General features: G+C 73.7%; 25 protein-coding genes and 2 tRNA genes. 14 read left to right on the top strand and 13 right to left on the bottom strand.

Annotation, left to right across the window (positions count from 1 at the left end; all coding sequences use genetic code 11):
* Position 1: 1 nt before the first annotated feature.
* A complete protein-coding gene (gene hisC / locus ABZ881_RS01320) occupies positions 2 to 1054 on the bottom strand; it encodes a histidinol-phosphate transaminase (RefSeq protein ID WP_358480824.1) in 1053 nt (350 codons plus the stop codon).
* 61 nt (positions 1055 to 1115) lie between these two features.
* Here hisC and ABZ881_RS01315 point away from each other — a divergent pair, with 61 nt between their 5' ends.
* The 5 genes from ABZ881_RS01315 (at position 1116) to ABZ881_RS01295 (ending at position 6111) form a co-directional block, all read left to right on the top strand.
* Positions 1116 to 1802 (top strand): dienelactone hydrolase family protein, encoded by a 687-nt coding sequence (locus tag ABZ881_RS01315; protein WP_358480822.1) that lies wholly within the window; start codon positions 1116 to 1118, stop codon positions 1800 to 1802.
* Positions 1803 to 2225: 423 nt separating this feature from the next.
* Positions 2226 to 4223: an acetoacetate--CoA ligase gene (locus ABZ881_RS01310; RefSeq protein ID WP_358480819.1), complete on the top strand. Its 1998-nt coding sequence runs from the start codon at positions 2226 to 2228 to the stop codon at positions 4221 to 4223.
* 94 nt (positions 4224 to 4317) lie between these two features.
* A tRNA-Ser gene (locus ABZ881_RS01305) sits at positions 4318 to 4406 on the top strand.
* A 51-nt stretch (positions 4407 to 4457) separates the two neighbouring features.
* Positions 4458 to 4530 (top strand) — tRNA-Arg (locus ABZ881_RS01300).
* Positions 4531 to 4722: 192 nt separating this feature from the next.
* Complete coding sequence (locus ABZ881_RS01295) at positions 4723 to 6111, top strand: tyrosine-type recombinase/integrase (RefSeq protein ID WP_358480817.1); 1389 nt, start codon at positions 4723 to 4725, stop codon at positions 6109 to 6111.
* Positions 6112 to 6683: 572 nt separating this feature from the next.
* Here the strand turns inward: ABZ881_RS01295 and ABZ881_RS01290 are convergent.
* Positions 6684 to 7895, bottom strand: coding sequence for a hypothetical protein (locus ABZ881_RS01290; RefSeq protein ID WP_358480816.1), 1212 nt, complete (start codon positions 7893 to 7895; stop codon positions 6684 to 6686).
* Between the two features lie 452 nt (positions 7896 to 8347).
* Here ABZ881_RS01290 and ABZ881_RS01285 point away from each other — a divergent pair, with 452 nt between their 5' ends.
* Both ABZ881_RS01285 and ABZ881_RS01280 read left to right on the top strand, forming a co-directional pair.
* On the top strand, positions 8348 to 9154 hold the full coding sequence (locus ABZ881_RS01285; protein ID WP_358480814.1) for a hydantoinase/oxoprolinase family protein: 807 nt from the start codon (positions 8348 to 8350) through the stop codon (positions 9152 to 9154).
* Entirely contained in the window at positions 9154 to 11460 is a 2307-nt protein-coding gene (locus ABZ881_RS01280) for a hydantoinase B/oxoprolinase family protein (RefSeq protein ID WP_358480812.1), read from the top strand. Before ABZ881_RS01285 ends, ABZ881_RS01280 begins: the two co-directional genes overlap by 1 nt.
* 139 nt (positions 11461 to 11599) lie before the next feature.
* Here the strand turns inward: ABZ881_RS01280 and ABZ881_RS01275 are convergent, their stop codons facing one another.
* The 4 genes from ABZ881_RS01275 to ABZ881_RS01260 all read right to left on the bottom strand — a co-directional run bounded on the left by ABZ881_RS01275 (position 11600) and on the right by ABZ881_RS01260 (position 15610).
* Positions 11600 to 11992 carry a hypothetical protein gene (locus ABZ881_RS01275; protein ID WP_358480811.1) on the bottom strand — a complete coding sequence of 131 codons (393 nt, stop codon included), beginning with the start codon at positions 11990 to 11992 and terminating at the stop codon, positions 11600 to 11602.
* 796 nt (positions 11993 to 12788) lie between these two features.
* A complete protein-coding gene (locus tag ABZ881_RS01270) occupies positions 12789 to 13016 on the bottom strand; it encodes a hypothetical protein (protein ID WP_358480810.1) in 228 nt (75 codons plus the stop codon).
* Positions 13017 to 13234: 218 nt separating this feature from the next.
* Positions 13235 to 14014 carry a FadR/GntR family transcriptional regulator gene (locus ABZ881_RS01265; protein ID WP_358480809.1) on the bottom strand — a complete coding sequence of 260 codons (780 nt, stop codon included), beginning with the start codon at positions 14012 to 14014 and terminating at the stop codon, positions 13235 to 13237.
* Between the two features lie 75 nt (positions 14015 to 14089).
* Positions 14090 to 15610 (bottom strand): carboxyl transferase domain-containing protein, encoded by a 1521-nt coding sequence (locus ABZ881_RS01260; protein ID WP_358480807.1) that lies wholly within the window; start codon positions 15608 to 15610, stop codon positions 14090 to 14092.
* 130 nt (positions 15611 to 15740) lie between these two features.
* On the opposite strand from ABZ881_RS01260, the gene ABZ881_RS01255 reads away from it, so the two are divergent.
* The 3 genes from ABZ881_RS01255 (at position 15741) to ABZ881_RS01245 (ending at position 18013) form a co-directional block, all read left to right on the top strand.
* A complete protein-coding gene (locus ABZ881_RS01255) occupies positions 15741 to 16451 on the top strand; it encodes a FadR/GntR family transcriptional regulator (protein WP_358480806.1) in 711 nt (236 codons plus the stop codon).
* A gap of 121 nt (positions 16452 to 16572) precedes the next feature.
* On the top strand, positions 16573 to 16740 hold the full coding sequence (locus tag ABZ881_RS01250) for a hypothetical protein (RefSeq protein ID WP_358480805.1): 168 nt from the start codon (positions 16573 to 16575) through the stop codon (positions 16738 to 16740).
* 286 nt (positions 16741 to 17026) lie between these two features.
* A complete protein-coding gene (locus tag ABZ881_RS01245) occupies positions 17027 to 18013 on the top strand; it encodes a zinc-binding dehydrogenase (RefSeq protein ID WP_358480804.1) in 987 nt (328 codons plus the stop codon).
* On the opposite strand, the gene ABZ881_RS01240 is transcribed toward ABZ881_RS01245, so the two are convergent.
* From ABZ881_RS01240 to ABZ881_RS01225, 4 genes are read right to left on the bottom strand one after another with little or no spacing between them, the layout of a single operon-like run.
* Positions 18000 to 18785 (bottom strand): carbon-nitrogen hydrolase family protein, encoded by a 786-nt coding sequence (locus ABZ881_RS01240; RefSeq protein ID WP_358480802.1) that lies wholly within the window; start codon positions 18783 to 18785, stop codon positions 18000 to 18002. The genes ABZ881_RS01245 and ABZ881_RS01240 overlap by 14 nt on opposite strands.
* Positions 18785 to 20449, bottom strand: coding sequence for an NAD(P)/FAD-dependent oxidoreductase (locus ABZ881_RS01235; protein WP_358480800.1), 1665 nt, complete (start codon positions 20447 to 20449; stop codon positions 18785 to 18787). The genes ABZ881_RS01240 and ABZ881_RS01235 overlap by 1 nt, the downstream gene beginning before the upstream one ends.
* Before the next feature lie 51 nt (positions 20450 to 20500).
* Positions 20501 to 21334: an SDR family oxidoreductase gene (locus tag ABZ881_RS01230; RefSeq protein WP_358480798.1), complete on the bottom strand. Its 834-nt coding sequence runs from the start codon at positions 21332 to 21334 to the stop codon at positions 20501 to 20503.
* A gap of 49 nt (positions 21335 to 21383) precedes the next feature.
* Positions 21384 to 22070: a TetR/AcrR family transcriptional regulator gene (locus ABZ881_RS01225; RefSeq protein ID WP_358480796.1), complete on the bottom strand. Its 687-nt coding sequence runs from the start codon at positions 22068 to 22070 to the stop codon at positions 21384 to 21386.
* A 106-nt stretch (positions 22071 to 22176) separates the two neighbouring features.
* Between ABZ881_RS01225 and ABZ881_RS01220 the strand changes: the two genes are divergently transcribed.
* From ABZ881_RS01220 to ABZ881_RS01205, 4 genes are all read left to right on the top strand, one after another.
* Positions 22177 to 22593: a hypothetical protein gene (locus tag ABZ881_RS01220; RefSeq protein WP_358480795.1), complete on the top strand. Its 417-nt coding sequence runs from the start codon at positions 22177 to 22179 to the stop codon at positions 22591 to 22593.
* 235 nt (positions 22594 to 22828) lie between these two features.
* Positions 22829 to 23020, top strand: coding sequence for a hypothetical protein (locus tag ABZ881_RS01215; RefSeq protein ID WP_358480793.1), 192 nt, complete (start codon positions 22829 to 22831; stop codon positions 23018 to 23020).
* Between the two features lie 71 nt (positions 23021 to 23091).
* On the top strand, positions 23092 to 23889 hold the full coding sequence (locus tag ABZ881_RS01210) for a GntR family transcriptional regulator (protein WP_358480792.1): 798 nt from the start codon (positions 23092 to 23094) through the stop codon (positions 23887 to 23889).
* Positions 23886 to 24740, top strand: a complete 855-nt coding sequence (locus ABZ881_RS01205) for a sulfite exporter TauE/SafE family protein (protein ID WP_358480790.1) — start codon at positions 23886 to 23888, stop codon at positions 24738 to 24740. Before ABZ881_RS01210 ends, ABZ881_RS01205 begins: the two co-directional genes overlap by 4 nt.
* Positions 24741 to 24786: 46 nt before the next feature.
* On the opposite strand, the gene ABZ881_RS01200 is transcribed toward ABZ881_RS01205, so the two are convergent.
* From ABZ881_RS01200 to ABZ881_RS01190, 3 genes are all read right to left on the bottom strand, one after another.
* A complete protein-coding gene (locus ABZ881_RS01200) occupies positions 24787 to 25320 on the bottom strand; it encodes a DapH/DapD/GlmU-related protein (protein ID WP_358480788.1) in 534 nt (177 codons plus the stop codon).
* Positions 25263 to 25706: an AMP-binding protein gene (locus ABZ881_RS01195; RefSeq protein WP_358480786.1), complete on the bottom strand. Its 444-nt coding sequence runs from the start codon at positions 25704 to 25706 to the stop codon at positions 25263 to 25265. The genes ABZ881_RS01200 and ABZ881_RS01195 overlap by 58 nt, the downstream gene beginning before the upstream one ends.
* Before the next feature lie 65 nt (positions 25707 to 25771).
* Positions 25772 to 26212 (bottom strand): STAS domain-containing protein, encoded by a 441-nt coding sequence (locus tag ABZ881_RS01190; RefSeq protein WP_358480785.1) that lies wholly within the window; start codon positions 26210 to 26212, stop codon positions 25772 to 25774.
* Positions 26213 to 26297 lie beyond the last annotated feature (85 nt).

Raw genomic sequence — 26297 nt, 5'->3', positions numbered from 1 at the left:
GTCAGAGCGCGAAGGCGCCGGCCACGTCGAGCAGGGTGTCGTTCTCCTGCGGGGTGGAGACGGTGACCCGCACGCCGTCCGACGGGAACGGGCGCACGATCACCTTCCGCTCGGCGCAGTGCGCGGCGAACTCGGCGGCCCGCTCCCCGAGCGGCAGCCAGACGAAGTTCGCCTGGCTGTCGGGGACGGTGAAGCCGCTGCCGCGCAACGCGTTCGCCACCCGGTCGCGCTCGCGGACGACGTCCGCGCAGCCGGCCAGGATCTCCGCGCTGTGCTCCAGCGCAGCGATCGCGCCGGCCTGCGCGACCGCGCTGATGCTGAACGGCGGGCAGACCTTCCGCAGCGCCGTCGCGACCTCGGCGGACGCGAGCGCGTAGCCGACCCGCAGGCCGGCCATCCGGTACGCCTTGGAGAACGTCCGCAGCACGACCAGGTTCGGGTGCCCGTCGAGCAGCGGCCGCCCGGAGACGGCATCCGGGTCGGTGACGTACTCGGCGTACGCCTCGTCCAGCACGACCAGTACGTCCGGCCCGACGGCGGCCAGGAAGCGCTCGAACTCGGCGCGGTGCACCGCGGGCCCGGTCGGGTTGTTCGGGCTGCACACGAACACCAGCCGGGTGCGTTCGGTGACGGCGGCGGCCATCGCGTCCAGATCGTGCCGGAAGTCCGCGGTCAGCGGCACCGTGCGGACCGCGGCCGCGCCGATCTGGGTCACGATCGGGTACGCCTCGAACGAGCGCCAGGCGAACAGCACCTCGTCGCCCGGCCCGAGGCAGGTGGCCTGCACGAGCTGCTGGCAGATCGTCACCGAGCCGCAGCCGACGGCGATCCGCTCCGGCTCCAGGTCGTGCACCGCGGCCAGCCGCGCGGTCAGCTCGACCACCCCGAGATCCGGGTAGCGGTTGGCGCCCGCCGCGGCCCGCGCGATCGCCTCGAGCACCGGCGGTGCAGGTGGATCGGAGACCTCGTTGCTGGCGAGCTTGATCGCCCCGGGCACCGTCCGGCCCGGCACGTAGGCGGGCAGCGTGTCCAGATCGGGACGGATCGGCGTCATGTGGGCAACGGTAACGGGCGGGGGTCGAAACCCGGACGCCTGCTCTGGTTGAGTGACGCCCATGACGACGGGCATCCGGATCGAGGGCGTTCCGCTGACGGACGGGGGAGAACTCCGGCTCAGCGTCGCCGAGCCCGACGGTCCGTTGCGCGGTGGCGTGGTGGTGCTGCACGAGGCCCGGGGGGTCACCGAGATCGTCCGGCGGATCGTCGACCGGCTCGCCGCGGACGGCTGGCTGGCCGTCGCACCGCACCTCTACCGCGGGGACGACGATCCCGACGCCGGCGACGACGACACGGTCGCCGAGCGGGTCGGCAGCCTGACCTTCCAGCAGGTGCTGGACGACTGCGACACGACGTTCGGCTGGCTCGCCGACACCGGCGTCGAGGCCGACCGGATGGGCGTGCTCGGGTTCGACCTCGGTGGCACCGTCGCGCTGCAGGTCGCGGCCCGGCGCACCTTCGGCGCGGCGGTCACCGTCGCCGGGGAGGGCATCGAGTCCTCGCCGTCGCCGAGCGTCCCCGCGCTGGTCGAGGCGGCGCCCGATCTGACCTGCCCGTGGCTGGGGATCTACTCCGAGGCCGACAGCGACGCCGTCGGGCGGCTGCGCGCCGCAGCCGAGTCCTCCGGTGTCGCGACCGACGTGGTCGTCTACCCGAGCACCGGGCACCGGTTCGACGACGACCCGGAGTCGGCCGCGGAGGCGTGGGAGCGGGTGCTGAACTGGTTCGACTCACACCTGCGCTGATCGCGTGGGTTGGGGTGCGGTCCGGCGGGGCCGCGTCTCCGGATCGGCGTCGCGTCCGCTGACCCTGGCGCCGCACCTGCCGGGTCGGCGTAGCACGTGCTGAGCCGATGCGGCGCCCCCTGGCTCGGCCTCGCCCGCCTGGCTCGGGCGTCGGATCTCTGGTCCGGGCATCGTATCCCTGGCTCGGCGTCGCACCTCTGGCTCGTTGTCGCACTCCCTGGAGCAGGTGCGGCGACGAACTGGGGGTGCGAATGCCTGGGCCGGGCGGAGTGCCGCACCCCCAGTTCGTCGCCGCGACCGCGACCGCACCGGGAGCGGCCATCCGGAACCCACCACCGGGGTGTGGTGCACCCCCAGCTCCGGAGCGGGGATGTGGGGCGCGACCACTGGTGCCGAGCCGGTGCGGTCAGGGAAGCTGATGCCATGGCGTCAGTGCAGACCGTGACCGATCCGGAGACCCCCGAGCTGCTGTGGAGCCCGGACCCGGAGCAGGTGCCGCACACCGATATCGTGCGGTTCGCGACCTGGGCCCGGGACGAGCGGGGCGCGCCGATCGAGGACGTCACCGACTACCGGCAGCTGCACGAGTGGTCGGTGACCGACCTGGAGGGCTTCTGGGGCGCCGTCGCCGAGTTCTCCGGCGTCATCTTCCACGACCGGCCCACCGCCGTGCTGGGCTCGCGAGACATGCCGGGCGCCGAGTGGTTCCCCGGCGCGACGCTCAACTACGCCGAGCACGCCCTCACCCCCGGGCCCGGCCGCGCCGACGCCGACGTGGCGATCGAGTTCGTCCGCGAGGACGGCCTGACCCGCACCGTCACCCACGCCGAGCTGCGCGACCAGGTCGCCAAGGCCCGCGCCGGGCTGGTCCGGGCCGGCGTCGGCCAGGGCGACCGGGTCGTCGCACTGGCGCCGAACTCGGTCGAGACGCTGGTGGCGTTCCTGGCGACAGCGAGCCTGGGCGCGATCTGGTCGTCCTGCTCGCCGGACTTCGGCGCCCGCGCCGTGCACGACCGGTTCGCCCAGATCGAGCCGACGGTGCTGGTCGCCGTCGACGGCTACCGCTACAACGGCAAGGGCTTCGACGTCCGGTCGAACGTCGCGTCCCTGCAGCAGCAGATGCCCTCGCTGCGGGAGACCGTGCTCGTCGGGTACCTGGACCCGGGGGCCACCCTCGACGGGACGACGCCGTGGAGCGAGTTCACCGCGCAGGCCGGCCCGCTGGAGTTCGCCCCGGTCCCGTTCGACCACCCGCTGTGGGTGCTGTACTCGTCCGGCACGACCGGCCTGCCGAAGGGCATCGTGCACGGCCACGGCGGCATTGTGCTGGAACACCTCAAGGCGATGCGCCTGCAGCACGGGCTCGGGCCGGGGGAGCGGTTCTTCTGGTTCACCACCACCGGCTGGATGATGTGGAACTTCCTGGTCGGCGGGCTCCTGGTCGGGTCCACGATCGTGCTGTTCGACGGCAGCCCCGGCCATCCCGACCTGAACGCGCTCTGGGCGCTGGCCGCCCGCTACCGGGTGTCGCTGTTCGGGGTGTCCGCGCCGTACGTGCAGTCCTGCATGAAGGTCGGCCTGCGCCCCGGCGACGACCACGATCTCTCCGCGCTGCGCGCGCTCGGCTCCACCGGCGCCCCGCTGTCGGTGGAGGGCTTCCGCTGGATCGGTGAGGCCGCGGGGAGCCACATCCAGATCTGCTCGGTGTCCGGCGGCACCGACGTGTGCGCGGCCTTCCTCGCCTCCGCGCCGACCGTGCCGGTCTGGCTGGGCGAGCTGTCCTGTGCGGCGCTGGGCGCCGACGTCCGGTCCTACGCCGAGGACGGCACCGACCTGCTCGACGACGTCGGCGAGCTGATCATCACGACGCCGACGCCGTCGATGCCGGTGATGTTCTGGAACGACCCGGACGGCAGCCGGCTGCGCGAGGCCTACTTCGAGGACTTCCCCGGCCGCTGGCGGCACGGCGACTGGGTGCGGCGCACCCCGCGCGACTCGTTCGTCATCTACGGCCGGTCGGACTCCACGCTGAACCGCGGCGGCGTCCGGATGGGCACGGCGGACTTCTACTCCGTCGTCGAGGGCTTCGAGGGGGTCGCCGACTCGCTGGTGATCGACACCACCGCGCTGGGCGCCCGCGAGGAGGGCGCGCTGCTCTGCTTCCTCGTGCTGGCCGACGGGTACACCCTCGACGACGTCGAGCCCGGCCTGCGGACGGCACTGCGCAAGGAGCTCTCGCCGCGGCACGTGCCGGACCGGTTCGTCGTCGTGGACACGGTGCCGCGCACCCTCAACGGCAAGAAGTGCGAGGTCCCGGTGAAGAAGATCCTCTCCGGGACCCCGGCGGAGAAGGCCGTCTCCGCGGGTGCGCTGCAGAACCCGGAGTCGCTGAACCCGTTCGTCGAGCTGGCGGGTCGCTGAGCCGAACCGTCCCGGGGCCCCGTGCGGGGCCCCGGTTCAGCGGCCGGGGAGGCGCAGTGTAGTGTTGTCCTCGCTGGTGGCCGTAAGGCACCGAGGAGGCTTCGCCTAGTCTGGTCTATGGCGCCGCACTGCTAATGCGGTTTGGGGTAACCCCCATCCCGGGTTCAAATCCCGGAGCCTCCGCTGCGGCACGGCGGACCTACCGGACCGGCGGGTCGACAACTGAATGATCATGCGCCCGTAGCTCAACGGATAGAGCATCTGACTACGGATCAGAAGGTTAGGGGTTCGAATCCCTTCGGGCGCGCAGCAGAAGATCCGGCTCTGACCAGCATGAACGGTCAGGGCCGGTTCTCGTTCCCGGGTCAGAAGTTGATCGTGGTCCACGAACCGGTCCACGAACGTTGCTAGCTTCCGCCACGTGGCCAGCCGATCCGACGCCGCCGTGAAGCGCCAGCGAGGGAGCATCCGCCGCCGAGCACGGTGCGACGAGATCCGGGTGTCGGCAGGTGAGGATCCCTCGACCGGTGAGCGGATCGTGCTGTGCGAGAGCGTCGACATCGAGGGCACCGGAGACCGCGCGGAGAAGGCGGCGTACCGCGAGGCCGAGAAGGTCCGGACCCGGCTCCTCGCGGACGCCGACGAGTTGAAGATCGCCCGGACCAAGGCGACGGTCGGGGCGCTGCTCGAACGATGGATGGCGCAGCACGAGATCGACCCGACGACCCGGATGACCTACGAGTCGCAGATCCGGATGTACATCGGCCCGAACCTGGGCGACGTCCCGCTCGTGCTGTTCGTACGGGAGGCCTCGCAGCGGTTGGAGACGCTCTACAGCCGCCTGCGGAAGTGCCGCTCGCTGTGCAACGGCCGGCCCTTCGTCGAGAAGCACGCGGTCGAGGGGCCGCACGACTGCGCCGTGGCGGGCTGCAAGCGGCACGTCTGCAAGCCCTACGCGGCGTCGAGCGTGCGGTCGATCCACGCGATCCTCTCCGGGGCGTGCAGCGCCGCGGTGCGGTGGGGCTGGATCGCGTTCAACCCGATGCCGTCGGTCCGACCGCCGTCGAAGGTGCGTCCGCAGCCGCGGCCCCCGACGAGCACCCAGATGGCCCGCATCGTCGAGGCCGCCTGGACGGCCGCGGCGGAGTGGGGCCTGTTCGTGTGGCTCTCGGCCGTCCTCGGGGCCCGCCGGGGCGAGGTCGTCGCGCTCCAGTGGGAGGACATCGACCTCGACGCGGGCATCGTCCGCCTGGACGAGAACTACGTCCGGAGCCCGGGGGGCATGATCCTCAAGGACACGAAGACCCACCAGATGCGGCGGGTCTCGACCGACCCGCCCACCGTCGAACTCCTCCGCCAGCACCGCTCGGACTGCGAGGAGCGGCTGGCTCTGCTCGGGCTGGCCGTGACAGACCGGACCTGGCTGTTCTCGGCTACGCCGGACATGAGCCGGCCCCGCGACCCGTCGTCGCTCACCCGCCGGTACGCGCGCCTCGTCGCCAAGCTCGGGATCGACACCGGGTTGAAGGAGCTGCGCCACTACTCGGCCACCGAACTCCTCACAGCGGGAGTCGACCTCCGCACGGTCGCCGGGCGGCTCGGGCACGGCGACGGCACCACGACGCTGCGCCACTACGCGGCGTGGGTCACCGCGGCCGACGAAGGTGCGGCAGGCGTGATCGGCAGCCGGATGCCGGTCGTCCGGCGCCCCGCCGCCGACCACCCGTCGACTTTCGATCGGGGGTGGGCCCTGGCCCCGCCAGGCCCACCGCAGCGTCGCTCGAGCGCCCTCAGCCCAACCAGGCTCTCGCTCCGCCCGATGAGGATGCAGCTCCTCGAAGCGGTCCGCGGCGAGATACTCCGCCTCGATCAGCTCCTCGTAAGCTGACGCTCGGGTTCGAGTCGCTGGCGCCTCGGCCGGGCGCGGACGGCCCCAAGGCGGCCGGTAGATCGCACACGCCATCCACTCGCATGTCGCGACGATCGCCGCGGAGTACCAATCCAGGACACCGTTCTCGGACTGCTTGATCGATTGTTGCTCCGCAACGGACCATACCGTGATGAACTCCGAGCGCGAGACCCGCAGTTCCCCATCGGAATCCGTGCAACCTGCTCAGGAGTGGCTGCCATGCACTCAGAGTGGCAGGACCCTCTGACAACAACCACCCCACATGACGCGAGCTGCGCATACGAGCCAATGGTGGGCCCTGGCCTGGCGGCCACGGCACACCATGCTCATGGCCGTGATGCTGCGTCGCTAACCGGACGCGATCGCCTCTGAAGCGTTCCTTGAACCACGGCTGCGACAGCGGTCAAGATCAGAATTGCCCAGCTCTGCCAGTCTGCCGACGCCCACACGAACGCGTTCATGAGCGAAAGGCCAAGGGCCAGCCCTAGGGCCGTGTTGCCCACAGTCAGCAGGACATTCGATCGTGGCAACTGGTTAGTCATGGTCTCCCCTTAGGTCTGGCCGCACTTCAGGCACGCGGGCTCACGTCCTCCACAGCACTCGATCCATGCGAACGGGCAGGTTGAGCCTAAGCAACTGAGGCACGCGGCGGTAGGGACTCCGCGACATCCGACGACGCAGGCCCCGCACGCCGCAGACGACTTGGCGCACTCGTACGGAACGCCGCCCTTGCAGCGGCTACCCAGCGTGCGATCGGTTCCACCCGGCACCAGGTCGCAGCCGCCGCACGGGTCGGCCTGCTGAGCTGAAGCTCGTAGTGGAGCATCAGGTTCATTCCGAAGCGCTTCGACATGCGACCCGTTGACGCTGTACGCCCGCAGCGTCATGTCTCCAGTCTTCGCGTCGAAGTTCCACGCGTGGGCATGGGTTCGAACGTCGGCGCCCATGCCGTCCGACACTTCGTAGGTCAGGACGAGGGAGCGGCTCGGCACCACGATGGCCGTCGTGACCGCCCGAGCCCCGCTGTAGGACAGATGCTCAGTTGCACGGACGACTGCCCGCTCACCTCGAACGGTGGTGTGTGCGTCGAGTCGAGTCGTACCAGCTTCCGACAGGGTCCAGACACCGTAGTCCTTGGACAGCGTGTGATCAGAAGCCTGCCGCGACGAAGACAGAAGATCGACAAGATCAGGGTCGGCAACGTTTCGCAGGTCCTGCGCCGTCAAGGATGTTGCAAACTGCGAGGAGATCTGAGCCGTCCCCATCGGCGTACTGCTGCGGATCGCGGACGAAGCCGGCCCTGTTCCGGCTGCTTCCGCAAGCCGACCTGATACCTTGCCGCCGATCCCGACGACGGCCGCCCCTGCCACTACGAGCGATGCCGCTTTGAAGAACTCCCCCCGTGACAACTCACCGGGCTTCGCCGGCTGGGTTGCGGCGCTCGCAGCACCGATAGCTGCCAGCATCCGCACCGACTTGCGCACCCCAAGGCGCCTGGTCAGCGTGGTGCGCAACCTAAGCCCCGTCCACGCCTTCCGGTCAGCGATGTCGATCAGTGTTGGCACCCATGGAGGTTCCGGCCCCAGAAGGTCTTCGCGCTGCCGAACAACCTCAGGGTGGCTCAGTGGCACGACATCGATGACGCCGTAAGCGTGGACCCGAACGGCCTCTGCCATGCGCTTGCAGGTACCGCATGTGGCATCGAAGGCTAGGACTAGGCGGTCCGTCGGCAAGACCCCAATGCCAACCTCTTCTGCGATCATGCTCATAAACCTGCCGACATCAGGCTAGTCCGTCAAGACTATACGAAGCGCCCATACAGCCCAGAAGAACGTGTTGGTACCCCAGGGTCGGTGATATGTCGGCGCCAACTGGTGCTTCCGTTGTGACGCACAGTCGCCCCTTTAGCTCAGGCGTGTTGTTCGCCCCTGCCAGGTATGTAAAGAGTACTAGCAACGTCGAATGCAGATGCAGATGCAGATGCGAGTTTTATGGCTCTTTCGTCTGCTTCACGCAGACCGACGAGGCGTAAATCTTGGTAAGCAGGCGCGCCGACTTCTGATGGCGACCGACCGGTGGTCAGATCCCCGCCGCAAATGCTCATACCGAGCGGCACGCCTGCAGCCTGACCGTGATTAGGCCATGCGCATAGCGGGGTCTGTTCCGTCGCGGCGTACGGCTCGATCACGTCGGCGGAGGTCGACGGATCTACACCGTGCAGAACGCCCAGACCGGCGACCTGCTGCGCAAGACGGTCGTCGAGTCCGGCCACGATCCGCGCAACTTCGTGCTCTACGCCTTCGGTGGGGCGGGCCCCGCGCACTGCGCCGGGTACGCCGCCGAGGTCGGCTGCGCCGAGGTCGTCGTCCCGCTGGGGCCGGTCGCCAGCGCGTTCTCCGCGTTCGGGCTGGCGTCCAGCGACATCGTGCTGGCCGCCGAGCTGTCCGATCCGCTGACCGTGCCGTTCGACCCGCAGCGGGCGCAGCGGAACTTCGCCGAGCTGGAACAGCGGGTCCGGGCGGGCCTGGAGCGCCAGGGCGTGACGTTCTCCACGGTGGAGCTGCACCGCGAGATCGACATGCGGTACTCGATGCAGCTCGCCGAGGTCACCGCGCCGGTCGCGGACGGCCCGCTCGGCATGCCGGAGGTCGAGGCCGCCGCGGACGCGTTCGAGAAGCGGTACGCGGAGCTGTTCGGCCGGGATGCCGGCTTCCGCGAGGCCGGGATCCAGGCGATCACCTTCCGGGTCCGGGCGGTCGGCGTGCTGCCGTTCAGCCCCGAGCTGCCCCCGGTGCCCGCGGCGACGTCGGAGGCCGTCGGGTTCACCAGCCGGCCGGTCCAGCTCGACGCCCGGCTCGGCTACGTCGACACCCCGGTGCACGACTACCGCGAGCTTCGGGCCGGCCACGTGCTGCACGGACCGGCGATCGTCGAGGTGCCGACCACCACCGTCGTCGTCCCCGGCGGGACCACCGGAACCGTCGACCACCTCGGCAACCTCTCCATCCGCAGGAGCGCCTGATGACCATGCCGATCCCCGGCTCGGATGTCTTCTCCAGCCGTCCCGTCGATCCCGACGAGCTCGCCCGCTCGCTGCCATCGGCGCTGGCCGTGCACACCGTCGGCCAGGACCAGATCGACGCGCTGGACCCGCTCACCTACGAGGTCGTGCGGCACCGGCTGTGGTCGGTGACCGACGAGATGGGCGAGGCGCTCAAGCGCATGTCCGGCTCGCCGATCGTCACCGACGCCAACGACTTCGACTTCGCCATCTCCGACGAGCTGGGCCAGGAGGTGCAGGTCGGGCTCTACAACACGATGCTGGTCGGCGCCGTCGACCTGGCGATCTACTGGACGCTGCGGAACCGGGCGGACAACCCGGGCATCGAGGCCGGCGACATGTTCCTGTGCAACGACCCGTGGGTCGGCGGCGGGCTGCACCAGAACGACGTGATCGTCTACCAGCCGGTGTTCCACGACGGGAAGCTGTTCGCCTGGACCAGTGCCGTCGCGCACCAGCCCGATCTCGGCGGCGTCGGGCTCGGGTCGTTCTCACCCGCCGCGCAGGACGTGTTCTCCGAGTCGCTGCCCACCCCGCCGGTCAAGGTGGTGCGCGGCGGTCAGCTCCAGCGCGACGTCGCCGACCTGTGGGTGCGGCGCTCCCGGGTCCCGATGCTGGTCGGCCTGGACCTGCGGGCCAAGATCGGCGCGAACAACGTCGGCGCCGAGCGGCTGGCCGCGCTCGTCGAGCAGTACGGCGCGGACACCGTGAAGGCCGTGATGAAGCGGATGATGTCCGACGCCGAGTCCCGGCTGAAGGACAAGCTCTCCGCGCTGCCGGACGGCTCGTGGACCGCCACCGGCTACCAGGACCAGTCGCACGAGGGCGACCGTGGCCTGCACCGGATCACCGTGCGGACGACGAAGACCGCCGACCGGCTGACCTTCGACTTCACCGGCACCGATCCGCAGGCCGGCGTCATCAACTGCACCTACGCCGGCATGCGCGGCGGCGTGATGCTGGCGCTGCTGCCGATCCTCGCCCACGACATCCCCTGGTCGGCGGGCGGGTTGATGCGCTGCTTCGACCTGGTCACCGAGGAGGGCACGCTCAACAACGCGACTTTCCCGGCCGCCGTCGGGCGCGGGCCGATCGGGCCGGCCTGGCTGACCGGCAGCCTGATCGCCGAGTGCCTGTCCCAGATGCTCGACCGCGACCTGGAGCTCGGCAAGAACGTGCAGGCCACCTGCTGCGGCACCTGGGACACCGCGGTCATCGCCGGGCTGGACGAGCGCGGCGAGCAGCCCGCGCCGTTCCTGTCGATCATGATGGAGCCGATGGCCGGCGGCTACGGCGCCCGGCCGCACGCCGACGGCGTGGACACCGGCGGGCTGCTCGGCATCCCGATGGGCCGGGTCCCGGACGTCGAGATGACCGAGTTCATGTACCCGGTCCTCGCACTCTGGCGGCGCGAGGTGCGCGACTCCGGCGGCCCGGGGCGGCACCGCGGCGGGCTCGGCGCCTCGATCGCGCTCACCCCGCACGGCACGAGCATCCCGATGGGCCTGGTCCTGGCATCGGCCGGCAAGGCCGTCGCGCAGAACGCCGGGCTCTGCGGCGGGCATCCCGGCAACAGCGGGCTCGACGTCGTCGCGCGGAACAGCCGGATCGCCGAGCTGCTGGCCGCCGGCCGGCTGCCCTCCGGGCTCGACGAGATCAGCGACACCCTCGAACCCGGCCAGAACTACGTCTCCAGCCATCTCGCCCCCGGCGAGGTGTTCGCGATGACCTGGCAGGGGGGTGGCGGCTACGGCGACCCGCTCACCCGTGATCCCGACGCCGTGCTGCGCGACCTGCGCGAGCAGAAGATCACCCCGGCCGCCGCGGCGGAGGTCTACGGGGTGGTCGCCGCGGACGGGGCGGTCGACCCGGACGCCACCCGGGCCGAGCGGGCCCGGTTGCGGGACGGGCGTCGCGCGCGGTCCCGGACCGTCGGCCGGACCCGCGGCCGGGCGGACCTGACCTCGGCCAGGCGGATCGACGACAACCTCGCCGAGGTCGGCGACACCATCGTCTGCGTGCACTGCGCCGAGATCCTCGGCGACACCGGCGGCGGATCACCGTTGGCCCTGGCCGTCTACGACGGCCCGCCGACCGCCGCCGGGCCGCAGATCATCGCCGTCGCGGCGGACTACGTCGACGCGCCCGTCGTGTTCCGCCAGTACAGCTGCCCCTCCTGCTGGACGGCGCTGTCCTCGGCGGTCGTCCCGGCCGACCACCCGGACCACGCGACCACCCTGGGCCGGCTGACCGTCACCACCGGATAGCGGACGACGACCGGCCGGGGACGGAACGGGGCGGGCCGGGCCGGGCGTCACCTGCGGCCGGACCGGGTGTCACCCGCGGCCGGGCTGCGGTATCGCGCCGGGCTGCGGCATCGCCGGGTCCTGCGCCGTCCCGGCGGCCTCACGCCGCCTGCCGCACCACCCCGACGGCACCGCGCAGGCCGACGCACCCCACGCAGCCGACACAGTCGACACAACCCGCGCAACCCACGCAGTCGGTGCAGCGGACGCAGGCGGCGCAGCCGACGCAGCGGCGGCAGAACACGCAGGCGGCGCAGCCGACACAGCCGAGCAGCCCGATGCCGAGGAACGTCAGCACGCTCCCGAGCACCGCGACACCCGCCGAGGTGGCGACGCTGCCGAGCACCCCGGCACTGCCCGCGGTCGCGACGCTGCCGACCACCCCGGTGCTCCCCGCGACGGCGACGCCCGCGCTCCCGGCGACCGCGACGCCGCCCACCACCCCGACGCTGTCGGTGACCCGGACGCCGGGCCGCTTCCTCGATACGAGCATCCCGCAACGGTGCCCGAACGGCGCCGGCCGCACAGCCGTCACCAGGGTGGACTGCGGCGGATGGAGTCTTGACCCGGTCCCGTCCGGCCGAATAATTTGACTAGACGTTACGACAAATATCAATGACCTTGCGGTACAGGACGCCGCGCCCCGGGTGAGGGGTCCCGGGGCGCGGCGTCCCGGCTCGTGACACCGGGGGGACCGGCGGCCGTGAACCGACGATGGCCCGACGAGCCCGCCGCCGGCGGGGACGGCGTCCCGGCCGGTCCCGGTCCGGGACCGGAGGCGCCCGGCGCGGTGCCGCGACCGACCGGCCCGGCCGATCCTGATCCGGTGCCCGGGTTCGTGCCCGGGCCCGCGGCCGATCCCGAGCCTGCCGCCGGGTTGCTCGCCGCGCTGTGGGCGCGGTTCGCGTCGGCCAGCGCCGGTTCTGTCGGCTGGACCGCGGCATCGCCAGGGCGCACGGCCGGGACAACATGGGCGCGCTGCGCCGGTTCACCACGACCACCGCCGACGGGCTCCGGCTGACCGCGGCCCCGCCGCTGGTCGTCCCGCTGCGCGAGCTGCTCCCGGCCCGGGCGGTGGCCGACCGGGAGGCGCTGCTGCGCGGGTTCCTGCGCGACTACCGGGACTCGCTGCCGTCCGAGCGCCGGGTGCTGTTCGACGGCTACCACGCCGCCGGCCATCCCGAGCACGTCGGCGCCGGGGCGCAGCAGCACCGGGCGGACGCCCATCCGGCGGGCCGCACCCATCAGGTCGTACCGGCCGACCTTCCCGCCGCCGGACCGCGGGTTCATCAGCGGCACCCCGGACGGGCCGGGCCGACCGCCCGGGCCGCGGACGGCTCGGGTGCGAGGTCGCGGCCGATCGCGACCCGGGCCGCCGCGGTGGCGAGCGGGACCAGCACGACCACCGCGACCAGCCGCAGCACCGAACCGGTGAGCAGCAGCACCCCGACCGTCGGCAGCGCCGCGGCCAGCCGCCGCCGGGTCGAGGGGCGCGCGCCGGATGGTCCGTCCGGCATGGTCATCACACTCCGGCTGCTCGGGGACGGCGTGTGCCGACGATGGCCGCGGGACCGGCGGGTCGCATCACCCGCCCGGGATGACCTGCCGGGCCCGGCCGGGTGCGGGGGCGTGCGCGGGCCGCCGGGTGTGCGGACGCGGGCCACGGGTGGCCGACCAGGACCGCGGACGCGGGTCAGCCGTCGTCGGCGGGGCCGAGCAGGACCGCGGGCGCGGGTCAGCCGTCGTCGGCGGGGCCGAGCGCGTCGAGGTGCAGCCGGGCCCGCTCGCTCATCCGGCCCAGCGCCGCACGCCCGGCACGCGGGTCGCGGCCGCGGACCGACTCGACCATGTCCCGGTGGTCGGCGTGCGACCGGATGAGGTCGCCGCGGTCGGCGATCTCGGCCTCCAGCCGGTTCGCCATCAGCCGGCGCATCGGGCTGCGGATGGCGAGCATGTTCCGCAGCAGGATGCGGTTGTGCGCCGCCTCGGCGAGCACGATGTGGAACTCGCCGTCGGCGGCGAGGAAGCGCGGGATGTCCGTGCCGGCCTCGAACATCGCGTCGAGCAGCTCGTCGAGCCGGGTGAGCTGGGCATCGGTGCGGCGCTGCGCGGCGAGATCGACGATCGCGGACTCGATGGCCTCGCGGGCCTCCACCATCTCGACGTACTCGGAGACGTCGGAGGCGCCGAGCGACCACGGGACGAACCGGCCGTCGTGCTCGACCTCCAGCACCACGGTGCCGACGCCCTGCCGGGTCTCCACCCAGCCGCGGGCCTGCAGGGTGCGGACGGCCTCCCGCACGGTGAGCATCGAGGTGCCGGTGTCCGCGGCGAACTCGCGCAGCGAGGGCAGCATCGTGCCGGCGGGCCAGACCCCGGTGACGATCTTCCTGGTCATCTGCTCGACGAGCTCGTCGACCACGCTGACCCGGCGGACGCCGGCCAGCCGGCCGTCCCGCTTCGGCGGTCCCGGGCGGCGGGACCGGCCGGTGGTGGTGCCTGCGGACGACGACATGGGGAGGACCCTAGGGCAGCCGCCGCCAAGATCACAGGCACGTTGAGAACGTGCCGGGCCCGGGCCCGGCCCGGCTCACCCGCCGGTCGCCCCGGACCGGCTGCGGTGCAGCCCCTGGACCGTGCGCGCCACCGCGATCTCGTCCTCGATCACCCCGGCCAGCCGCCGGACGAACCGGATCGGCTCGTCCGCGGCATCCGGTACCTCCGCGACGATCCGGTCGACCGCGTCCAGCGCGGCCAACTCGCCCGCCGTGACCCGCTGGGTCCCGGCGACCTCGACCGCCCGGTCCGGGGTGCCGTGCACGATCGCGCTCGCGCCCTCGGGCGGCAGCGGCGCGAGCCAGCCGTGCCCGGCCGCGAGCACCCGGTCCGCGGGGAGCAGGGCCAGCGCCACCCCGCCGGTGCCGCGGCCGAGCAGCACCGACACCGTCGGGACGGGCAATCGCGTCATGGTCGCGAGACAGCGGGCGATCTCCCCGGCCAGGCCGCCGTTCTCGGCAGCCGGGCTCAGTTCCCCGCCGACGGTGTCGACCACGGTGACCAGCGGCAGCCGCAGCTCGCGGGCGAGCTGCATGCCGCGCTGCGCGACCCGCAGATCGGCCGGGCCGGGCGGGCGGAGGGCCGCCCGGTCCTGCCCGACCAGCACGCAGCCGGTGTCGCCGAGCCGGGCCAGGCACAGCACGGTGGCCGCGGCGATCTCGCCCGCGCCGGTCCCGTGCAGCTCGACGACGTCCCGGGCGTGGGCGAGCAGGTCCCGGACGCCGGGCCGGTCGTCCCGGCGGGTCGCCGTGATCGCGGTCCGGGCGTCGGCGGGGCGGATGCCCGCTGCATGGTCCGGGTCCGGGTCCGGGCCGGGTCCGGGGGCCGCGGGGGTGTGGGGCGGCCGGGCGCCCCGGCCGGTGCAGCGCAGGATCCCGGCCACCCGGTCGCGCAGGCCCCCCGCGTCGACGACGCCGTCGACCAGGCCGTGCGCGTGCAGGTTCTCCGCGGTCTGCACGCCGGGCGGGAACGGCTCGCCGTGCAGCGCCCGGTGGACCTTCGGCCCGAGGAAGCCGATCAGCGCACCCGGCTCGGCGAACACCAGGCTGCCGAGGGACCCCCAGGACGCGAACGCGCCGCCGGTCGTCGGATGACGCAGGTACCCGACGACCGGGAGGCCCGCCTCCCGGTGCGCGGCGATCCGGTCGGCGATGTCGACCATCGCCAGGAACGCGGCGTTGCCCTCCTGCATCCGGGTGCCGCCGGAGGCCGGGGAGAGCACCAGCGGCAGCGTCTCGGCGGTGGCCCGGGCGACGGCGCGGATCACCCGGTGGGCGGCGACGGTGCCGACCGAACCGGCGAGGAAGGCGAACTCGCTGCACACGACGGCGACCGGGTGACCGTCGATCCGGCCCCGCCCGGTGATCACGGACTCGTCGGTCCCGGCAGCGCGGGTCGCGTCGTCGAGCTCGCGCCGGTGGTCCGGCCCGGCCCCGGCGGGCGGGGCCGCGGGGGAGTCCCACGGGTGGAACGAGCCGGGATCGAGCAGCGCGGTGAGCAGAGCGGCCGACCCGGGCGTCCGGGTGGCCGGTGACGGAACCGGTTGCGGTGGCATGCGACCCCCTCGGTCACGGGTCACCGGCGTCGCTGCGATCGCCACCCGGTGGCGCAGTGGACAGTCCAATACCCCAGTGGACTATCCACTCGCGCTACGGTGGCTGTCAACGAGATGCGCGGAGGTGCCGGTGCCCGCAGAGTCCCGACGTCCGGCGACGCTGCAGCCGCTCACCCGGCCGCGGCTCTACGAGCAGCTCGTCGAGCGGTTGCTGGAGCACGTCACCGAGCACCGGCTCGGCCCCGGCGACCGGCTGCCGCCGGAGCGCGAGCTGGCCGGCCGGCTCGGCGTCTCCCGCGCCTCGGTCGTGCAGGCGCTGGTCGCGCTGGAGGTGCAGGGCGTGATCGAGGTCCGGCACGGCGACGGCGCGGTGGTCCGCGAGGTTCCCGCCGACCGCCAGGTGCTCGCCGCGGTCCGTGCCCGCGAGCACCGGCTCCGCGAGGTGATCGAGGCGCGCGAGGCCCTCGAGGTCCGGATCGCCGCGCTCGCCGCGCAGCGGCGCACCGAGCAGGACCTGCGGCGGATCGACGAGTCACTCGCCGGCATGGCCGCCGACATCGCCGCCGGCGGCCGCGGCATCGCCGCCGACGAGGAGTTCCACGCCGCCGTCACCGCCGCCGCGCACTCCGGCCTGCTCGCGACCCTGATGGGCGAGATCGCCGGTTTGATCCGGGAGTCCCGGATCGAGTCGCTCAGCCGGCCGGGCCGCCCGGCCGAGTCGCTGGCCGGGCACCGCGCGGTGCTGCTGGCGATCCGCGCCGGCGACCCGGTCGCGGCGTCGGCGGCGATGGGGGAGCACATCGCGGCGGTGTCGGACGTCGCGCTGGGCGACGACGGGTAGCCGGGCTGCTGCTCGGCGAGCGGCCGGGCCTGGTGCTCGCCACGGCGGCCCTGCTGCGTCCGGGGGCACCGGTGAACCGACCGGCGCCGGCGTGCGTAGCTCCGGGTGCGGGAGGTGCGCAGTGGCGGACGAGATCGACCTGGCCGAGCACGCGCGGCTGGTGGAGGAGATGCCGGTCCGGCTGACCGCGGCGGTCGCCGCCGGGGTGCTCGGTCCCGACGAGGCACTCGAGCTGCTCCGGCGCGCCCGCACTGTGCTGCGGACCCGCACCGGGGACCAGCCGAAGTGATCAGCGCTTCGTAGAGGTCCGGTGCCACTGGTGGCACCGGACCTCCACCGGACGGCGATCAGCGCCCGGCGGCCGACTGCCACCCGGCGAACACCGCCACCACCACGGCCTGGGCCAGCAGGAAGGCCGTACCGAGCGCGGTCGGTGTGCCGGGGTGGGTCCCCGGTGCCTGGCGTCCACGATCGACCGGCGCCGGCACTGGGTCGATTACCCGCGAGGTCGTGCTCGCGACGCACCGGATGTGCTGGAATATGTCCCCGTGAGCACCTCGGCGAGCAGTCCTCCCATGACGGCAGCGACCCTGGCCGCGCCCGGCGAGCCGGTCGTCGGGTCGTTCCCGCGGCCGGTCCCCGGGCCCGGGGAGCTGCTGGTCGAGATGCACCACGCCTCGGTCTGCGGCTCGGACGTGCACTCGGTGTTCGACGGCTTCCACCGGCCGGACATGCTGGGCCGGCCCGGGTACCCCGGCCACGAGGGCACCGGCGTCGTCGTCGGGCCCGAGGACGCGCCGCTGCCGCCCGGCACCCCGGTGCTCACCGTCCCGCCCGGGACGACCGGGCAGTGCTTCGCCGAGTACCAGGCGGTCCCGGCCGGCTACCTGGTCCCGCTCGCGCCCGGCACCGACCTGCGCCGCGCGGTCACCGCGCAGCAGCTCGGCACCACGCTGTTCGCGATGCGCCGGGTCGGCCGCCCGGACGGCGACGTGGCCGTCGTGATCGGGGCGGGCTCGGCGGGCGGCTACTTCGTGCAGCACCTGCGCCGGCTCGGGTACCCGGCCGTCGTCGTCACCGACCGGGACGCCGATCGGCTGGCCGTCGCCGCCCGGCTCGGGGCGACGCACACCGTGCTGGTGCCGGACGGGAGCCCGGAGGAGCTGGTCGCCGATCTCACCGGCGGGCGCGGCGCGGACGTCGTCGTCGAGGCGGCGGGCTACGACGACTGCCGGGCCGCCGCGATCGGCATGGTGCGCTGGGCGGGCACCGTCTGCTTCTTCGGGTACCCGGAGCGCAACGAGCCGAGCGCGTTCCCGGCGCACCTGGCGTTCCGGCGCAACGTGACGATCGTCTGGCCGAGCGGCGCGCAGTACGAGCCGGGCCTGCGCTCATTCCACGAGGCGCTCGAGCTCGTCGACGGCGGGCTGGTCGAGGTCGGCCAGTGCCTGGAGCGGGAGCTGCCGCTGGCCGAGACCCCGGCCGCGCTGGAGCTGGCCCGCCGGGCGGGCGGCGGCGCGACGAAGATCGGTATCCGGATCGCGCCGGTCAGCGGCCGGTGAGGCGGCGGTAGAGCTCGGGCCGCCGGTCGGCGAGGAACGGGTTCTCCCGGCGCGACGCGGCCAGCGCCGTCCGGTCCAGCCGGGCGTGCAGCAGCTCCTCGCCGCGCCCGGCGCGGGCGACGTCGGCGCCGTCCGGACCGGCCACGCAGGACAGCCCGCCGTAGAGCAGGCCGGCCTCGGCGCCGGTGAGGTTGGCGTAGCCGACGTAGATCTGGTTCTCGTACGCCCGGGCCGGGACGAGGGTGGTCGGCACCCGGTCGTAGCCGGTCATGTTCGCGGTCGGGACGAGCACCGCGTCCGCCCCGGCGAGCGCGAGATCGCGGACCGCCTCCGGGAACTCGACGTCGTAACAGATCAGCAGGCCCAGCCGCCAGCCGTCCAGCTCGACCACCGCGGGCCGGTCGGCACCGGCGCTGAACCGGGCCCGGTCCAGCTCGCCGAACAGGTGCGTCTTGCGGTACCCGGCGAGCCGGGAGCCGTCCGGCCCGATCAGCGCGACGGCGTTGAACACCTGCCCGCCGTCGGACTCGGGATAGCCGTAGAGGACCGCCGTGCTGTGCCGCCGGGCCAGCGCGGCCACCGCGGCGGCCGACGGCCCGTCGGCCGGTTCGGCGAGCGCCCGCACCGCGTCGGCGCCGATCGCGTAGCCGGTCAGGAACATCTCCGGGGTGACGACGAGATCGGTGTCCGCCGCGGCGAACCCGTCGAGCCGGTGCAGGTTGCCCGGCACGTCCCGCGGCCCGGGGACGCACTGGGCGAGCGCGATCCGCATCAGTCGGGCAGGGCCGGCGGGGCGAGCTCGGCGAACCGGTCGCCGGGCCCCGGGTTGTCGGCGGGGCAGCTGCCGCCGAGGTGGTGCATGATCCCCCAGACGGCGTTGAGCGCGGTCTGCACCGCGCCCTCCGCCCAGGCCGGGGTCCACGACACGTCGTCGCCGGCCAGGAAGATCCCGCGCTCGGCCGGCGGCAGGTCGTCCTGCACGAACTGGCAGTACATCCGCCGGTTGTAGCGGTAGTGGCCGGGCAGCGCACCCTTGAACGCGCCGAGGCTGTGCGGGTCGGACTCCCAGGTCACGGTGATCGGGTCGCCGATGACGTGCCCGGCGATGTCGACGCCCGGGTAGATCTCGCGCAGCGCGCGCAGCGCCAGCTCGACCCGCTTCTCGACCGGGTACGGCAGCATCTTCAGCGAGTCGCTCATCCAGGTGTAGGACAGGCAGATCACGCCGGGCCGGTCCGGGCCGTTGTCGAACAGGTAGGTGCTGCGGGTGAGCCGGTCGGTCAGCGTCATGCTCATGACGTCCCGGCCGGTCGCCGGATCGACGTCCCGCCAGAACGGCCGGTCGACCATCACGAACGTCTTCGTCGACTGCATGTAGCGGGTCCGGTCGATCGCCATCCACAGCTCCTGGCTGAACAGCGACTCGTCGGTCTCGATCTGGGTGGACAGCAGCCAGCCCTGGCAGGTCGCGAGGACGGCCGGGAAGTCGCGGACGCCGCCGTAGACGTCGGTGATCCGGATCGTGCCGTCGTCCACCCGGTGGATCCGGGCGACGCCCGGCCGGGTCCCGCCGCCGTGCAGCGACGACAGGCTGGTCCCGGCGGGCCAGTGCGCGATCCCGTCCGGGGCGCGCCGCCACAGGCCCTGCGGGACCTGCTCGACGCCGCCGACGACGAGCAGCTGGTCCTCGTCGCAGGCGGTCGTCACCACCCGCAGGATCTCCAGCATCGAGTTGGGGAAGTCCGAGTCCCAGCCGCCGGTGCCGAAGCCGACCTGCCCGAACGCCTCCCGGTGCGCGAAGCTCAGCTCGGCGAACGGCTTCGAGGTGGACACGAAGTCGTAGAACGTCCGGTCGTCCCACTGCGGCACCAGCTCGTCCCACAGCCGCTTCAGGGCCTCCGTGTCGCGGTTCCGGATGGCGTCCTGGATCGCCGAGAACCCGACGCGCTCCTCCAGCGCCGCCGCCCAGGCGTCGGCGACCTCGGTGAAGAACGGCGGCAGATCGGCCAGGGTGCGGCCGTAGTAGGTCCGTCCGTGCAGGTCGATCACGGTGCTGCCGGACGCCGGGGTCAGCGGGTTCGGGAACGGCTCGGTGCGCAGCCCGAGCAGGTCCACGTAGTGGTGGAACGCGGTCGACGAGCGCGGGAACCGCATGCCGCCCAGCTCGGCGACGATCCCGTCGGCGCCCTCGAACGGCTGCGACCGCAGCCGCCCGCCCAGGTGCGACGCCTCGTACACCACCGGTCGCAGTCCCAGCCGCATCAGCTCGTAGGCGGCGACCAGCCCGGCGATCCCGGCGCCGACGACGGCGACCTCGGTGCCGAGCCGGTCGGTCGGGATCCGGCCGAGCCCGGCGGGATGGGAGATCCAGTCGTCGAACGGGAACGGGAAGTCCGGGCCGAAGGCGGTGACCGGAGGCTGCTGGCCGGGGCTCATCGGGCGGCTCCTGGGGGTCGGGCCGGGGACCGCCCGGCGGGGATGAGGGTCTCAGCTCCGCCGGGACCGGACGACCCCGGTGATGATCCGCTGGTAGGTGGTCGGCAGCAGCCGCACCATCGAGTCGATCGCCCAGGCGTCCGGTCCGACGAGGACCCGGCGCCGGTCGCGGAGCACGCCGTCCAGGATGGTCCGGGCGGCCCGGTCCGGCGTCGTCAGGAAGAGTGCCTCGAACTCCTTCGACGCGTCCTGTGGCGACCGCCCGGTGGCGTCGGCGACGCTGGGGTCCATCCGCGCGGCCCGCGCGATGTTGGTCTTGATCCCGCCCGGGTGCACGCAGGTCGCCGACACCCGGGACCCGGTCAGCTCCAGGTCCTGGCGCAGCGACTCGGTGAACCCGCGCACCGCGTACTTGCTGGCGTTGTAGCCGCTCATCAGCGGTTGGGCGGCGAGGCCGAACACGCTGGACAGGTTCACCACGTGCCCGTCGCCGGACTCCTCCAGGTGCGGCAGGAACGCCTTGGTCCCGTACACCACGCCCCAGAAGTTGACGTCCATGATCCACCGGTAGTCGTCGAGCGACAGCCCGGTGACCGTCCCGGACAGGGCGACGCCGGCGTTGTTGACGAGCAGGTCGACCGCGCCGTGCGCGGCGACGACGGTGTCTGCCCAGGCGTACACGGCCTGCTCGTCGGCGACGTCGAGCCCGGTGGTGGTCACCCGGACCTGCGGCCCGGCGAGCGCGGCGGTCTCGGCGAGCCCGGCGGCGTCCCGGTCGGCGAGCGCGAGATGACAGCCCTGGCCGGACAGTCGCAGCGCGAGCGCGCGGCCGATCCCGGAGCCGGCCCCGGTGATCGCCGCGGTGCGGCCGGTGAACGTCTTCATGCCGGGAGCCTCTCCATCCGGGGGGGGGGGGGTGTGCTGATCGCCGAGCCTAATCTGATGACGGCTGATTCCTCATTGGGGGGTGACCGGCGTCGCCCGGCCGGTGGGCCGCCCCGGCGCCGCCGACCAGGAAGCGGGCGAGCGCGTCGGCCACCCGCGCCCGGGGCGGGGTGAAGCCGCGCGCCGTCCAGGTCATGACGACGTGGCTGATCCCGCCGATCAGCGCGTCGGTGGTGAGACCGTCGTCGTCGACGTCCAGCGCGGTCCCGGTGTGCTCGGCGGCCAGCGCCGCGAGCAGCCTGCCGAAGTCCGACTTCGTCCGCAGTGAGGTCCGCTCGACCCGCTCGCTCACCCCGAGCACCTCGAACCACACGACCCTGGCCAGCCGCGGGTCGTCCTCGACGACGGCCAGGAATGCGTCCAGCCCGGTCCGGGCGAGGCCGAGCGGATCGGCCGGCCGGTGCCCCCCGGCCGGCACCGCCAGCGCCGCGGACACCGCCGCCCGCAACCGGTCGACACACTCCGCGTGCACCGCGAGCAGCAGGTCCTCGGTGCCGTCGAAGCACTCGTAGAAGTAGCGGTCGGCGACCCGGGCCACCCGGCAGATCCGGCGCACCGTCGCCGCCCGGTACCCCTCGGTGCCGAGCACCTGCAGGCCCGCGTCCAGCAGCCGGCGGCGCCGCTGCTCGGCGCGGTCGGCGGCCGACTCCCCGGCGTAGGTGCGGCCCGTGCTCACCCGGCCATTCCAGCACGGTCCTTGCGATGTCACCCACCTGCCGCGTAACGCACCCGCCCGATCGCTTCGATGGGCAGAGTGACGACGAGAGCGACGGGGCGGGTGGATGGACGACGGCGGACCGTACGAGCGCTACTACGCGGACCGGCAGGCCGCAGGGGAGCGGACCGTCCTGTGGCCGTGGGTGCTGCTCGCGGTCGTCGTGCCGCTGCTGGTGGTCCGCTCGTTCGTGATCCCCGGCGAGTCGGCCGAGGCCACCGCCACCCAGGCGGTCGCCGCGCCGGTGCCCGCCCCGGTGGCGGCCGTGACGGCCACCGACGGCGAGTTCCGGGTCGGACCGGCCCTGGAGCCGGGCGACTACGGCACCCCGGGTCCCGGCCGTGGATCGGCCTGCGAGCACGTCCGGGTCGGCCCGGACGGCGGGCAGGTCGCGCGGGCCGTGCTGAACGGGCCCGCAACGGTCCGGCTGATCGAGGGCGAGACCGTCACCTTCGCCGGTGGCTGCGCCTGGTCCCGGAGATGACCGTCCGGGCGTTGCGGTGGCGCCCGGGGCATGGTGCAGTGGACGGCGTGTCCGCCACCGGCCCGTCCACCGATCACACGTTCGTCGTGTGCCTGATCGCGGTGGAGCTGCTGTCGGTCGACGACCGTCGCTGTCGCCGGGGGCCCTGCGCGGGCTGAGCGCCGCCGGTCCGGCGGTCCGGCCCGCTCCGTAGACCCGTCAGACCCCGCCGCGACGCCCCCGGAGCCGATCCGCCGTGAACCCCGTGCTGTCCCCGCAGGTGGACGCGCCGCCCGCCGGTCCCGTTCCGGCATCCGGCGCGGGTCCCGTGCCGCCACCGCCCGCCGAGCCGTCCCCGTCCGGCGACGGCGGGGAGCGCCGGCCCGGGCTGCTCGCCCGGATCGCCGGTGCGGCCCGCGCCGCACATGCCGCGCACGTCCCCTTCTGACCGGCGCCCGTCACGCAGGTCACGTCCGGTGACGCTGGCCGTCCCGGGCAAATGACCGTACATTCACGGGCATGGCGGGGAACGGTGGTCCGGCGGCACTGCACCGGACCCCGGACCGCCGGCTCTGGCTCCAGCTGCTCGACGACCTGCGGCGCAGGCTCGACGCCGACGCCTTCACCGACGGCTTCCCCGGCGAGCTGGCGCTGGTCGAGGAGTACGGCGTCAGCCGGCACACCGTCCGGCAGGCGGTGAAGGTGCTGCGCGACGAGGGTCTCGTCGTCGGGACCCGCGGCCGCCCCTCCCGCACCGCGGAACCGGTCGAGATCGTGCAGCGGCTCGGCGCGCTCTACAGCCTGCACGAGTCGGTCCGCGCGATGGGGATCGAGCAGCACAGCGTGGTCCGCGCGCTCGACGTCCGCCGCGACGGCGTCGTCGCCACCCGGCTGGGCCTGGAGGAGTCCACCCCGCTGGTGCACCTGGAGCGGCTGCGGCTGGCCGGCGGCGATCCGCTCGCCCTGGACCGGCTCTGGCTGCCGCACGAGCTGGCCGCCCCGCTGCTGGAGGCCGACTTCAGCAGCGGCGCCCTCTACGAGCGCTACGCCGAGCTGTGCGGGGTGGTGCTGACCGGCGGCGAGGAGACCATTCAGCCGATCCTGCCGACGCCTGCCGAGCACCGGCTGCTGGGCGGCAGCCCGTCCACCGCGGCCTACTCGATCCGCCGGCTCGGCACCGCGAAGGGCCGCCGCGTCGAGTGGCGGCACACCCTCGTCCGGGGCGACCGGTTCGTGCTGCGCGCCGACTTCGCCACCCGTGACGGCTACCAGCTCGAGCTGCTGGGCAGCCCCGACCGAACGGACCCGCGCCGGTGACCGGGATCGTCGCCGGGGTGCTTGGGCTGGCCGTCGGCCTGGTCATCGGCGCGCTCGGCGGCGGCGGGGTGCTGTCGGTCCCGGCGCTGGTCTACGCGCTCGGCCAGGACGCGCACGCGGCCACCACCGGCAGCATCGTCATCGTCGGGATCATCTCCGTGGTCGGCGTGCTGAGCAGGCTGCGTGACCGGACCATCGACTGGCGTACCGGGCTCGCGTTCGGCGCCGTCGGCCTGCCGACGGCCTGGGCCGGCTCGGTGCTCAACCGGGCCGTGCCGCAGCCGGTGCTGCTGCTGTCGTTCGCCGGGCTGACCCTCGCCGTCGCCGCGCTGATGCTGGTCCGCGGCGGCGACGGCCGGGACGAACCGGCGTCCTCGACCGGTCCGGCGGCCCGGTCGGTGCCGACCGAGGACGGTCCGGCCGGCCCGGCCGGCCGCACCGCGGTGCTGGTGCGGCCGCACCGCCGGGCGCTCGCGGTGCGCACCGCGAAGGTGCTGGCCGCCGGATCGCTGATCGGTTTCCTGACCGGGTTCCTCGGCGTCGGCGGCGGGTTCCTGGTGGTCCCCGCGCTGGTCGTGCTGCTCGGCATGGGCATGCCCGCCGCGATCGGCACCTCGCTGCTCGTGCTCACCCTGAACGCGGCGGGCTCGCTGGCCGCCCGGGCCGGCCACCTGCAGCCGGACTGGACGGTGCTCGGCCCGTTCGTCGCGGTCGCCGTGCTCGGCGCGCTGGCCGGGAAGCTGGTCGCCGACCGGCTGTCCGCGGCCGCGCTGAACCGGTCGTTCGCGGTGCTGCTGCTCCTGGTCGGCGGGGGCGTCGGGGCGCAGAGCGTGCTCGCGCTCGTGGCCTGACGCCGGCGCCCGGCGTGCACCGCCTGGTCCGGGCTCACGGCCCGGCTCAGCCCACGACCGCCGGATTGCCGCCCCAGCGCTCACCCTGGCCGACCTGCTCGCCCTTCATCAGGAACGAGTCCGCCGCCAGTCGGGCACCGTCACCCACCTCGGTGGAGTGGTGCACGAACGCCCGCACGCCGATCGCGGCGCCCGCGCCGATCCGGGCCCGGCCGGACTCGAAGCGGCCGTCCTCCAGCGAGTGGCACTGGACGACCGAGCCCGCGTTGAGCACGGCGTCGTCGCCGACCGAGGTGAGACTCTTCTCCGGGAACGACGCCCCGTCGTCGAACACCCGGGCGCCGGCGGACAGCCCGGCCAGCCGGTTCCGCCACACCAGCAGCGGGGTGCCGGCCAGTACCGGGCGCACGTAGAGCTTCCAGAGCCGCTCGTGGAACCAGAAGTAGCGGTCGTAGATCGACGCGGTGCGCGGCTGCAGCGGCCGGAAACGGAGCATCGCGCGCTCCAGCAGCGCCGACCACGTCAGCAGGAGCAGCGGTCCGGCCGCGACGGCCAGGCCCGGTGCCCACAGCCCCCACACCGGCCACAGCGCGACCGAGAACCCGAGCGGGACCAGCGCGACGACGACGCCGAGGGCGCGCAGCCGATCGTCACCGGGCGGCCGGGGCCGGTCCCGCCCGCGCGCAGGTGGTGGGCGAGCCGGTTCGCGCGGTCGTCGAGCTCGCGGTAGGTGAGCCGGGCGTCCCCGGTGTCGACGGCGACCGGGTCCGGATGCCGGTCGACCGCCTCCTCGAACACCTCGGCGAGCTGCTCGCCGGACCGGGTCCGGGGCGGCTCCAGCGAGCCGCCGGGCACCAGGACGCGCTCCGGCCCGGCGGCCTCCGGGAGGTCATGGCGGACCACCAGGGGTGCGTCGTCCGGCGCCGCTGCGCGTTCGTCGTGGGCCGGGGCCGTTCGGTTGGACACGTCCGTCATGCGATCGGGCTACCCGCCCGATGCACGGTGAACGTCCGCGGCCGCGGTGGGAGTCGTCACCGCCCCGGCGGTGAACCGGATGCGGGCCCGTCCCGTAGGTGCGGCCGGCCGGGGCCGTCGGCCAGCGCGCTGTCGAGATCCGGGAACCAGCGGATCACCTGGTCCAGGCCGGTCATCCGGACCGGCCGCAGCACCGCCCGGTTGTCCGGCCCGGTCACCCCGGACAGCAGTACCCCGAGCTCGACGGCGGCCCGGGAGGAGCGGACCACCGCGGTCAGCCCGTGCGACCCGAGGAACCCGACTCCGGACAGGTCGAGCACGGCCCGCGCCGGCCCGGTCCGCCGCAGGAGCTCGACCATGCGCAGCCGGATCGCCTCCGCCTCGGCCTCGTCGATCTCACCGATCACCTCGAGCACGGTGATCCCGGGGCGCGGGGCGTGGTCGCGCAGCCGCACCTTCGACGCCGGCCGCTCGGGGACCGGACCGGGGCTGCTCACCGGGCGCCCCCGGCCGTGGGCACCGGCGCGCGCCGGGCCTGCCGGGCGGTGCGGGCGGGACCGTGCGTCCGGTTCGGTGCGGCGC

Origin of the sequence: Pseudonocardia sp. NPDC046786, assembly GCF_040645415.1 — a bacterium.
In the GTDB taxonomy this organism is placed as follows: domain Bacteria; phylum Actinomycetota; class Actinomycetes; order Mycobacteriales; family Pseudonocardiaceae; genus Pseudonocardia; species Pseudonocardia kongjuensis.
This window is presented reverse-complemented; position numbering and strand designations above follow the sequence as displayed.